Raw genomic sequence first — 12439 nt, 5'->3', positions numbered from 1 at the left:
AAACATTATTTAAAGCCGATCTTTCAAAACCAGCGATCCTCTGATTGCGTAAATATGTTTGCAATTGTTGGGGAAACGATCGCTATGAAAAAATAGGAGTCTGTGGGGGACTCCTTTTTCATTTCCCTAAACTTCTAGTTAATCAATCATTGAAAGTAATTGGCACGCACATAAATCCTTAAAATAATCTTACTTTTGCAGCTGCAAATATCCGTTATGAAGCAGTACCAGAAAGAGATCAATAAAAGAAGAACATTCGGGATCATATCTCACCCAGATGCCGGTAAAACTACCTTAACTGAAAAACTACTTTTGTTTGGAGGAGCCATCCAGGAAGCTGGAGCCGTGAAATCTAACAAGATCAAAAAAGGAGCTACTAGTGACTTTATGGAGATCGAACGTCAACGTGGGATCTCGGTAGCAACATCTGTACTTGCTTTTGAATACAGAGATATCAAAATCAATATCCTGGATACTCCCGGGCACAAGGATTTTGCTGAAGATACATTTCGAACACTAACTGCTGTAGATAGTGTGATCGTTGTGATCGATGTTGCCAAAGGTGTAGAAGAGCAAACTGAAAAACTTGTGGAAGTTTGCCGTATGCGGAATATTCCCATGATTGTTTTTATCAATAAACTGGATCGTGAAGGAAAAGATGCTTTTGAACTCCTGGATGAAATAGAACAAAAATTGAATCTAAAAGTAACTCCTCTTAGTTTTCCAATTGGGATGGGTTATGACTTTAAAGGAATCTATAATATCTGGGAAAAGAATGTAAACCTTTTCACGGGTGATCCTAGAAGAGATATTGAAGAAACTATTGAGATCGATGATCTGCAGAATGAAGAACTTGATCAATTGATTGGTGATAAAGCTGCTAATGACTTACGTGAAGAGCTGGAATTAGCACAAGGAGTTTATCCAGATTTTGACAGACAGGACTACCTGGATGGTAAATTACAACCTGTATTTTTTGGATCTGCTTTAAATAATTTCGGTGTACGTGAACTACTGGACTGTTTTATAACAATAGCTCCACCTCCCCGCCCAAAAGAAAGTGATACCCGACTTGTAAGACCCGAAGAAGAAAAGTTTACTGGTTTTGTATTTAAAATTCACGCTAATATGGACCCTAAACACAGGGATCGATTGGCGTTCATAAAAATTGTTTCAGGTAAGTTCGAACGAAATAAAAATTATCTACATGTTCGGAATAATAAGAACATGAAGTTTTCTTCTCCAAATGCATTCTTTGCTGAAAAGAAAGAAATTGTAGACACTTCCTACCCTGGGGACATTGTAGGTCTTCACGATACCGGTAGTTTTAAGATTGGTGATACATTAACTGAAGGTGAGAACCTCATGTACAAAGGTATTCCTAGCTTTTCACCAGAACACTTTAGATATATCAATAATGCAGATCCTATGAAATCCAAGCAATTGGAAAAAGGAATTGACCAGTTGATGGATGAAGGTGTTGCACAGTTATTTACCCTGGAACTTAATGGTAGGAAAGTTATTGGAACCGTTGGTGCGTTACAGTTCGAGGTTATTCAATACAGACTGGAACATGAATACGGAGCAAAATGTACCTATGAAAATCTCAATGTACACAAAGCAACCTGGGTTGAAGCAGAAAATGAGAAATCTGAAGAGTTCAAGGAATTTAAGCGTGTGAAGGCAAAATATCTTGCGAAAGACAAATCTGGACAATTGGTATTTCTAGCAGATTCTCAGTTCTCACTTCAAATGACTCAGCAAAAATATCCTTCTATCAAATTCCATAGTACATCTGAATTTTAGAATTACTAGAAATATTGATAATTATAGAAACTAAAACATCCTGAAAATAGACTTATAAAATTCACTATTTTCGGGACAAATCCTTACTATGTCCCAGATAGATCATTTCATTGCAGATTTCGCTTCCCTCGTTTGGGGGATTCCACTGGTAATTTTGTTGATTGGTGGCGGAATCTATCTCCTGATCTATTCACGTTTTTTACCTTTTCGCTATTTAGGGCATTCTGTAGAAGTACTTCGAGGGAAGTATAACAATCCTGATGATCCGGGAGACATTAACCATTTCCAGGCATTATCCACAGCCCTTTCCTCTACAGTTGGAATGGGAAACATCGCTGGTGTGGCCGTTGCTATTGCCGTTGGTGGACCTGGCGCTATATTCTGGTTGTGGATAAGTGCGATCGTTGGTATGGCTACGAAGTTTTTCACCAATACCCTTGCGGTCATGTATCGTGGAAAAGATTCCGAAGGAAAGATTCAGGGAGGTGTGATGTATTTTATCGTTGAAGGTCTCGGTAAAAAATGGAAACCAATGGCTGCATTTTTTGCGGTCGCTGGTCTGGTAGGTGCACTGCCAGTTTTTAATGTAAATCAGTTAACTCAGGCTATTAATTATATTCTGCTCGAGCCTAATGGGGTGCAAACAGGTTTTGGAACAAGTTTAGTCATAGGAATTATGCTGACTATAATCACCACCATTGTCATCATTGGCGGACTGGATCGTATTAGCAAAACGGTTTCAAAATTGGTGCCTGCAATGGTGCTTCTATATTTTGTGTCTGTGGTCCTGATTCTGTTCGTGCATTATGATGTAGTACTAAGCTACTTTAGCATGATCTTTACTGACGCTTTCGCTGCGGAAAACTATAAAGGAGATCCTTTACTAGGAGGTGTTCTGGGAGGCCTGATCTTACTTGGGATACGCAGAGGTGCATTTTCCAATGAAGCTGGAATTGGTACCGCTACGATGGCGCATGGAGCTAGCAAAACATCTGAACCTGTTCGCGAAGGTCTTATAGCTATGCTGGGACCGGCAATTGATACGCTGGTTGTCTGTACGCTAACAGCAATGGCTATTCTGGTCACTGGTGTCTGGAAAACTGAAGATGTAAACGGAGTTAGCCTAACTGCGGCCGCTTTTGACGAAGCAATACCATATGTAGGAAATTATTTATTACTGCTTTGTATACTAGCTTTTAGCGTATCCTCATTATTCTCCTATTCCTACTACGGAACAAAATGTTTATCATTCCTGGCCGGTGCTGAAAATAAGAAGTATTACAACTACGTCTATGTTCTTAGTATTCTCGTAGGAGCTACCACATCTTTAAGCTTTATTCTGAATCTTATTGATGGGTTTTTCGCATTAATGGCAATTCCTACAATGATCGCGACTCTAATTATGGCTCCACGTGTTATGAAAGCTGCTAAAATATATTTTGCGAAGTATAAATAAAAAGATTTCCATAGTCCGGAAATAAAACCATACTATAGAAATCTTTTTACTGAAGTATTGTTACTGAATTAAGCCTGACCAGTTGGTCCGAAATTTAGCGGCACTGGTGCTTTGTCGTAATCCTTGATCTCTCCATGAGCTTTCTCAAAACGTTGGATATTATCCCCCAGAGCTTTTAATAAACGCTTAGCATGCTGCGGAGTCAGGATGATCCTCGATTTCACTTTGCTCTTAGGTCTTCCCGGCATGATATTCACAAAATCAACTACAAATTCAGATACTGAATGATTGATAATAGCGAGATTGGAATATGTCCCTTCTGCCACCGCCTCATCTAATTCTATATTGATCTTACCTTTATCCTGATTCTTTTTATTGTCGTCACTCATAATTTAATTTTTAAGCTCATAAGATATAAAATATTGCTTAGGCTTTTCTCTTGTAGTTAACAAAATCCGCACTTACAGGCTCGATCTTCTTTTCCCTGAATTCTGCAGCGATCTGTCCACGATAATAAGTAGCACGGTTCACAACGTGAAATATAATATCGCTGATTGAATTCTGATGGGATTCATTTTTAGTATCTGAGAATGATATATTTTCGTCCAGTTCTCTATCGTCCAGGATTTCGACGGCTGTCTGATAATTACGCTCTTCGATCTCTTTTAATTTCTCAGGTTCCCAAACTTTCCAGATATCAATCACTTCACCATCAGTAATTCTATTATTCCATAAGGTCTGAGAATTTAATATATGGGAAATGAGTTTTTTTGAGCTTTCCGCGATCACATAGTGTAGATCTCCATCGTTAAATTTCGAAATGATTTCAAGGTTAGTTTCATGAGAATACTGCAGTATCTCTTTCATAAATTTCTTCATATTACAAAGATGAGTATAAATAAAAAAGGCCCCGCGGTGAGCGGAGCCTTTTAAGATAAACTTATCAGGGAATTAGTTATAATTAACTTCCTGTTTCTTCTCAAGCATTTCGTCAAATTCCTCCTTAGAACCAACGATAATACTATCGTACTTTCTCATACCTGTACCTGCTGGAATTCTATGCCCAACAATTACATTTTCCTTCAAACCTTCAAGTTTGTCGATCTTACCATTAACTGCAGCTTCGTTCAACACCTTAGTTGTTTCCTGGAAGGAAGCAGCCGAGATGAATGACTTAGTCTGTAGTGACGCTCTCGTAATACCCTGAAGTACCGGATTAGCAGTTGCAGTGATCACGTCTCTTGCAGTTGCAAGATTCTTATCCTCTCTTCTAAGAATTGAATTCTCATCTCTTAGATCTCGCGGAGTAATGATCTGTCCAGCTTTCAGTCTTTCTGAATCACCAGCATCTTCAACTACTTTCATTCCGAATAACTTATTGTTTTCGTCAATGAAATCAGCTTTATGTACTAGTTGATTCTCAAGGAAGATCGTATCACCTGGATCAACAATTCTTACTTTACGCATCATTTGTCTTACAACAACCTCAAAGTGCTTATCATTAATCTTCACACCCTGTAGTCGATAAACTTCCTGAACTTCGTTTACAAGATACTGTTGTACCGCGTTTGGTCCTTTAATATTCAAGATATCTTCAGGAGTAATAGATCCATCAGATAATGGCATTCCCGCTCTCACGTAGTCATTCTCCTGTACGAGGATCTGGTTAGATAATTTAACCAAGTATTTCTTAACCTCTCCAAGTTTAGATTCTACGATGATCTCACGGTTACCTCTTTTAATCTTTCCGAAGGAAACAACACCATCAATCTCAGATACTACAGCTGGATTAGACGGGTTACGTGCTTCGAAAAGTTCAGTAACTCTTGGAAGACCTCCGGTAATATCACCCGCTTTGGATGATTTACGTGGAATCTTAACCAAAATCTTACCTACACCAATCTTTTCAGCATTGTCCACCATAAGGTGAGCTCCTACCGGTAGGTTATAAGAACGAATTACTTCATCCTTCTTCCCTAAGATATGTAATGTTGGGATCAATTTCTTGTTTCTGGATTCAGAGATCACTTTCTCCTGGAATCCTGTCTGCTCATCAATCTCAACCTGGTAAGTAACACCCTGGTCTACATTTTCGTATTTGATTTTACCGGCAAATTCAGAAATAATCACACCGTTATATGGATCCCAGGTACAGATGACATCACCTTTAGTTACCTTGGCGCCATTCTCGATATTGATCTGAGAACCGTAAGGGATGTTGTTATTACTTAATACAACACCTGTTTTCTTATCCTTAATCTTAAGTTCAGCAGTACGAGAGATCACGATGTCTGCAGTTCCACCATCAGGGGCTTCACCTTTAACAACTTTTAGATCTTCGATCTCTGCAACACCATCAAATCTTGCTTCAAGCTTATTGTCTTCAGAAATGTTACCTGCAATACCTCCAACGTGGAATGTACGTAGTGTAAGCTGTGTACCAGGTTCTCCAATAGATTGTGCAGCAACAACACCAACAGCTTCACCTGTTTGTACGATCTTGTTAGTTGCAAGGTTTCTACCGTAACACTTGATACAGATCCCTTTCTTCGCCTCACAGGTAAGTGGTGAACGTACTTCAACACCTTCGATTGGCGCAGCTTCGATCTTAGCTACAATTTCTTCAGTAATCTCTTCGTTCGTTCCAACGATAAGTTCTTCTGTAGAAGGATTTACTACATCATGTAGAGAAATACGTCCAAGGATTCTCTCTCCTAATGATTCTACAATCTCTTCATTCTTTTTAAGTGGCTTAACTTCGACACCTCTTAAAGTTCCACAATCATCTTCATTAACAATTACATCCTGTGAAACATCTACCAGACGACGGGTTAAGTAACCAGCATCGGCAGTTTTCAGTGCTGTATCGGCAAGACCTTTACGAGCACCGTGAGTGGAGATAAAGTATTCAAGAATTGAAAGACCTTCCTTAAAGTTAGAAAGAATCGGGTTTTCAATAATTTCACCACCACCAGAGTTGGATTTCTTAGGCTTAGCCATCAATCCACGCATACCGGTTAACTGACGAATCTGTTCCTTCGAACCACGCGCACCAGAATCAAGCATCATATACACAGAGTTAAACCCTTGCTTGTCTTCACGAATACGCTTCATGGCTAGGTCTGTAAGACCTGCGTTAGTAGAAGTCCAGATATCAATTACCTGATTGTAACGTTCGTTGTTGGTTATAAGACCCATGTTATAGTTTCCTATAATACCTTCAACCTGTTCGTTAGCTTCATCAATCATGGATTGCTTCTCTTCAGGGATAATAATATCACCTAAACTGAAGGAAAGTCCACCACGGAAAGCGAATCCATATCCAAGACCTTTGATCTCATCAAGGAATTCTGAAGTTTCCGGAACACTAGTAATTCTTAGAATATTACCAATGATCTCACGAAGTGATTTCTTAGTAAGTACTTCATTAATATAACCAGCCTTTTCAGGAACAGCTTCATTAAATAATACTCTACCAACAGTGGTATCCTTGATCATCATGACCAATTCTCCTGCTTCGTTGAAATCTTTAGTTCTAATCTTAATACCTGCATTAAGGTCTACACGCTTCTGGTTGTAAGCAATAACTAGCTCTTCCGCAGAATAGAATGTAAGTCCTTCACCTTTTACCGGCTCCTCTTTCGTACCAATCTTATGTTTGGTCATGTAGTAAAGACCCAAGACCATATCCTGAGAAGGTACTGTAATTGGAGAACCATTTGCAGGGTTCAATATATTATGAGAAGCAAGCATTAATAACTGTGCCTCCAAGATAGCCTCAGGCCCAAGTGGTAAATGAACTGCCATCTGGTCACCATCGAAATCGGCGTTGAATGCAGTACATGCAAGTGGGTGAAGCTGAATTGCCTTACCTTCAATAAGTTTAGGCTGGAATGCCTGGATTCCCAGACGGTGAAGTGTAGGAGCACGGTTTAATAGTACCGGATGCCCTTTAAGCACATTTTCCAGAATGTCCCAAACTACAGGTTCTTTTTTGTCTATGATCTTCTTCGCAGACTTCACTGTTTTTACAATACCTCTTTCTATCAGTTTTCTGATGATAAAAGGCTTGTAAAGCTCAGCTGCCATATTCTTCGGAAGACCACACTCAAACATTTTAAGTTCTGGTCCTACAACGATTACAGAACGTGCTGAATAATCCACACGCTTACCAAGTAAGTTCTGACGGAAACGTCCCTGCTTACCTTTCAATGAATCTGAAAGTGATTTAAGAGGACGGTTAGAGTCAGTTTTTACTGCTGAAGATTTTCTTGTATTATCAAATAATGAATCTACAGATTCCTGAAGCATACGTTTTTCATTACGTAAGATCACTTCAGGAGCTTTGATCTCCATTAATCTCTTCAAACGATTGTTACGAATAATCACACGACGGTAAAGATCATTTAAATCTGAAGTCGCAAAACGACCACCGTCAAGAGGCACCAAAGGTCTAAGTTCTGGCGGAATTACCGGCACAACTTTCATGATCATCCACTCTGGATTGTTCTCTCTGTTCTTGTTCGCATCACGGAAAGCTTCCACAACCTGAAGACGTTTAAGTGCTTCAGTTTTACGTTGCTTTGAAGTTTCGTTATTCGCTTTGTGTCTTAGTTCATATGAAAGCTCGTCAAGATCGATTCTCTTAAGAATCTCGATTAGACATTCAGCTCCCATTTTAGCGATAAATTTATTTGGATCGCTATCGTCCAGATATTGGTTCTCCTGAGGAAGTTCATCTAAAATATTTAGATATTCTTCTTCAGTAAGGAAGTCCATTTTTTGTAAAGCTTTTCCTTCTTCATCTGTCGCATTACCTGCCTGGATCACTACATATCTTTCGTAGTAGATGATCATATCAAGTTTTTTAGACGGCAGACCTAGCAAATAACCAATTTTGTTAGGTAAAGAACGGAAATACCAGATATGTGCTACAGGTACTACAAGGTTGATGTGACCTACACGATCTCTACGAACCTTTTTCTCTGTAACTTCCACACCACAACGGTCACAAACGATTCCTTTGTATCGGATTCTTTTGTATTTTCCACAGGCACACTCATAATCCTTTACAGGACCAAAAATACGCTCACAGAACAAACCGTCACGCTCTGGTTTGTGCGTACGGTAATTGATCGTTTCAGGCTTAAGAACTTCACCACGAGATTCCGCAAGGATGGACTCTGGAGAAGCTAAACCTATAGAGATCTGGTTAAACCTCTGTACTGTATTTTTATCATTATTTCTAGCCATAATAACTGCTGCTAATTATTGTGAATATTCAGTTTAAACGGGACGCCGTAACGTCCCGGTAAAAACAGAATGTTATTCTTCAAGTTTAATATCCAAACCTAGACCTTTCAATTCGTGCATAAGTACGTTGAAAGATTCCGGCAATCCTGGTTCCGGCATTGGCTCACCCTTCACAATAGCCTCGTAAGTCTTAGCTCTTCCAATAACGTCATCAGACTTCACTGTTAGAATTTCTCTTAGAGTACTAGATGCTCCGTAAGCTTCAAGAGCCCAAACCTCCATCTCTCCAAATCTCTGACCACCAAATTGTGCCTTACCACCAAGCGGCTGCTGAGTAATAAGTGAGTATGGTCCAATAGAACGAGCATGCATTTTATCGTCGATCATATGACCAAGTTTTAGCATGTAGATCACACCAACAGTTGCACGCTGGTCAAATCTTTCCCCGGTTCCACCATCATAAAGATAAGTATGACCGTATCTAGGTATTCCAGCTTTGTCGGTTAGATCATTGATCTCTTCAATAGTAGCACCATCAAAAATTGGTGTTGCGTACTTCTTCCCGTTCTTCTGTCCAGCCCATCCAAGAACTGTTTCGTAGATCTGTCCAATGTTCATACGTGATGGTACCCCAAGTGGGTTCAACACGATATCCACTGGTGTTCCGTCCTCAAGGAATGGCATATCTTCCTGACGAACGATTCTCGCAACAATACCTTTGTTACCGTGACGTCCTGCCATCTTATCCCCTACTTTAAGTTTACGCTTCTTAGCGATATAAACTTTAGCCAGTTTAAGAATTCCTGATGGAAGTTCATCTCCAACAGATATGGTGAATTTCTCTCTTCTAAGGTTACCCTGAAGATCGTTCTCCTTGATTTTATAATTATGTAAAAGATCAGCTACAAGTTCGTTAAGATGATCATCTGTAGTCCATGTACCCGTAGTTAAGTGAGCATAATCGTCTACAGCGTTAAGCATCTTAAGAGTGTACTTCTTACCTTTCGGCATTACTTCTTCACCAAGATCATTCTGTACTCCCTGAGCAGTCTTTCCACCTATAATGGCGAATAGCTTCTCGATAAGTTCAGCTTTTAAATTAGCGAATTTAGCATCATACTTTTTCTCTAATGCAGCAACATCTTCTTTATCCTGAGCTCTCTTACGTTTGTCCTTAATCGCTCTTGCGAACAATTTCTTATTGATAACAACACCACTTAGCGATGGAGAAGCTTTAAGAGAAGCATCCTTTACATCACCAGCTTTGTCACCAAAGATTGCACGTAATAATTTTTCTTCTGGCGTAGGATCACTTTCTCCTTTAGGAGTGATCTTACCAATAAGAATATCACCAGGCTTTACTTCAGCACCAACTCTAATCATTCCGTGCTCATCAAGGTCTTTAGTAGCCTCTTCAGAAACATTAGGAATATCATTTGTCAATTCTTCGTTACCCAGTTTTGTATCTCTAACTTCAAGAGAGTACTCATCAATATGGATAGAGGTGAAAATATCATCTCTTACCACTTTTTCTGAAATTACGATCGCATCCTCAAAGTTATAACCTTTCCAAGGCATGAAGGCAACCTTCATGTTTCTACCAAGTGCCAGCTCACCTTCTTCGGTTGCATAACCCTGGCAAAGAACCTGTCCTTTAGTAACTCTGTCCCCAACACTAACGATTGGTTTCAGGTTGATACAGGATCCCTGGTTAGTTTTACGGAATTTGATAAGATTATAAGATTTTGAATCATCATCAAAACTTACCATTCTTGCTTCATCCGTACGATCGTACTTGATCACAATCTTGTTTGCATCAACATACTCAACCTCTCCTTCACCTTCGGCATTGATCAATACACGAGAGTCTGTTGCTACCTGTCTTTCAAGTCCAGTTCCAACGATAGGAGAATCTGTTCTTAAAAGTGGTACAGCCTGACGCATCATGTTTGATCCCATCAACGCACGGTTGGCATCATCATGTTCCAAGAATGGAATAAGAGATGCAGAGATTGATGATATCTGGTTTGGTGCAACATCGGTATAGTGGATCTCATTTGGATCTACAACCGGGAAGTCACCTTCCATTCGTGCAATTACACGATCAGTATTTATAGTACCATCATCCTTCAATGGAATGTTAGCCTGAGCAATTTTTTTACCTTCTTCCTCTTCAGCACTTAAATAAATAGGCTCTTCGGAAATATTTATCTTACCATCAGTAACACTTCTATAAGGTGTTTCAATGAATCCCATTCCGTTTACTTTAGCATAAACCGAAAGTGATGAAATAAGACCAATGTTTGGTCCCTCAGGAGTTTCAATAGGACAAAGTCTTCCGTAGTGAGTATAGTGCACATCACGTACCTCGAACCCTGCTCTTTCTCTTGATAAACCACCTGGTCCTAATGCTGAAAGTCTACGTTTGTGCGTGATTTCTGCAAGAGGGTTCGTCTGGTCCATGAACTGAGATAACTGGTTTGTTCCAAAGAATGAGTTGATCACAGAAGATAATGTCTTCGCATTGATCAAATCGATTGGAGTAAACACCTCGTTATCACGAACGTTCATTCTCTCACGAATTGTTCTTGCCATACGTGCAAGACCAACACCGAACTGCTGAGATAATTGCTCACCTACAGTTCTAACACGACGGTTAGATAAGTGATCAATATCATCAATCTCAGCTTTAGAGTTAATAAGCTCGATAAGATATTTTACAATGGTAATGATGTCTAATTTGGTAAGCACTTGCTTATCCATTTCAACTTCAAGACCAAGTTTTTTGTTCATTCTATATCTACCAACTTCTCCAAGGCTGTAACGCTGATCTGAGAAGAAAAGCTTGTCGATAATTCCACGAGCAGTTTCCTCATCTGGCGGTTCAGCATTACGAAGCTGACGGTAGATATGTTCTACTGCCTCTTTTTCAGAGTTAGTAGGATCTTTTTGTAATGTATTGTGAATGATCGCATAATCACCAGTCTGGTTATCCTCCTTGTGAAGTAGGATAGTCTTAGATCCGGTTTCAAGAATTTCTTCTATGTGATCTTTTTCAAGTTCAGTATCACGGTCAAGAACAATTTCGTTACGCTCGATAGAAACAACTTCACCAGTATCTTCATCTACGAAATCTTCGTACCATGTATTAAGTACTCTAGCCGCTAATTTACGACCAAGGTATTTTTTTAGTCCTGTTTTAGACACCTTCACTTCTTCCGCAAGGTCGAAGATTTCAAGGATATCCTTATCACGCTCAAACCCGATTGCACGGAAAAGAGTTGTTACAGGTAATTTTTTCTTACGGTCAATATAAGCGTACATAACGCTATTGATATCGGTCGCAAATTCTATCCATGATCCTTTGAAAGGAATTACACGGGCAGAATAAAGTTTTGTTCCATTTGCATGGAAAGATTGTCCAAAGAAAACCCCTGGAGAACGGTGTAGCTGAGAAACTACTACTCGTTCAGCACCGTTAATGCAGAAAGTTCCACTAGGTGTCATATATGGGATAGTTCCCAAGTATACGTCCTGTACGATTGTTTCAAAATCTTCGTGTTCAGGGTCGGTACAGTATAATTTAAGTCTAGCCTTAAGTGGTACACTGTAGGTCAATCCACGTTCGATACATTCCTGGATGGAGTATCTTGGTGGGTCCACAAAATAATCTAAGAATTCTAGTACAAATTGATTACGGGTGTCCGTAATGGGGAAGTTTTCTAGGAAGGTGTTGTAAAGACCTTCATTTCCCCGCGCTTCTGATTTTGTCTCTAATTGAAAGAAGTCCTGAAAAGACTTAATCTGCAGATCCAGAAAGTCCGGATAAGCAGGCTTGTTCTTAACAGAAGAGAAACTCAATCTTTCAGTTTGCTTTGCTAACATCAATGGACGGGATTATAATTTATTATATAAAAAATAGTG

6 protein-coding genes are annotated in these 12439 nt (G+C 39.4%); 2 read left to right on the top strand and 4 right to left on the bottom strand.

The window, feature by feature from the left end; translation table 11 throughout:
• The first annotated feature begins 216 nt into the window (after positions 1 to 216).
• A complete protein-coding gene (locus JM79_RS05045; RefSeq protein ID WP_141877096.1) occupies positions 217 to 1806 on the top strand; it encodes a peptide chain release factor 3 in 1590 nt (529 codons plus the stop codon).
• A gap of 88 nt (positions 1807 to 1894) precedes the next feature.
• On the top strand, positions 1895 to 3262 hold the full coding sequence (locus tag JM79_RS05040; protein ID WP_141877095.1) for an amino acid carrier protein: 1368 nt from the start codon (positions 1895 to 1897) through the stop codon (positions 3260 to 3262).
• Positions 3263 to 3330: 68 nt separating this feature from the next.
• Here the strand turns inward: JM79_RS05040 and JM79_RS05035 are convergent, their stop codons facing one another.
• From JM79_RS05035 to rpoB, 4 genes are all read right to left on the bottom strand, one after another.
• On the bottom strand, positions 3331 to 3651 hold the full coding sequence (locus JM79_RS05035) for a DUF3467 domain-containing protein (RefSeq protein ID WP_141877094.1): 321 nt from the start codon (positions 3649 to 3651) through the stop codon (positions 3331 to 3333).
• Positions 3652 to 3688: 37 nt separating this feature from the next.
• Positions 3689 to 4129 carry a DinB family protein gene (locus tag JM79_RS05030; protein ID WP_260443376.1) on the bottom strand — a complete coding sequence of 147 codons (441 nt, stop codon included), beginning with the start codon at positions 4127 to 4129 and terminating at the stop codon, positions 3689 to 3691.
• Positions 4130 to 4213: 84 nt separating this feature from the next.
• Entirely contained in the window at positions 4214 to 8515 is a 4302-nt protein-coding gene (rpoC, locus tag JM79_RS05025) for a DNA-directed RNA polymerase subunit beta' (RefSeq protein ID WP_141877092.1), read from the bottom strand.
• Between the two features lie 72 nt (positions 8516 to 8587).
• Positions 8588 to 12400 (bottom strand): DNA-directed RNA polymerase subunit beta, encoded by a 3813-nt coding sequence (gene rpoB / locus JM79_RS05020; RefSeq protein ID WP_141879179.1) that lies wholly within the window; start codon positions 12398 to 12400, stop codon positions 8588 to 8590.
• Between the last annotated feature and the right edge of the window lie 39 nt (positions 12401 to 12439).

This window comes from Gramella sp. Hel_I_59, from assembly GCF_006714895.1.
Classification (GTDB): Bacteria; Bacteroidota; Bacteroidia; order Flavobacteriales; family Flavobacteriaceae; genus Christiangramia.
This window is presented reverse-complemented; position numbering and strand designations above follow the sequence as displayed.

Coding starts and splice junctions, on each gene's coding strand:
- JM79_RS05030 (WP_260443376.1), bottom strand. CDS start 4,129: ATGAAAGAGATACTGCAGTATTCTCATGAAACTAACCTTGAAATCATT.
- rpoB (WP_141879179.1), bottom strand. CDS start 12,400: ATGTTAGCAAAGCAAACTGAAAGATTGAGTTTCTCTTCTGTTAAGAAC.
- JM79_RS05045 (WP_141877096.1), top strand. CDS start 217: ATGAAGCAGTACCAGAAAGAGATCAATAAAAGAAGAACATTCGGGATC.
- rpoC (WP_141877092.1), bottom strand. CDS start 8,515: ATGGCTAGAAATAATGATAAAAATACAGTACAGAGGTTTAACCAGATC.
- JM79_RS05035 (WP_141877094.1), bottom strand. CDS start 3,651: ATGAGTGACGACAATAAAAAGAATCAGGATAAAGGTAAGATCAATATA.
- JM79_RS05040 (WP_141877095.1), top strand. CDS start 1,895: ATGTCCCAGATAGATCATTTCATTGCAGATTTCGCTTCCCTCGTTTGG.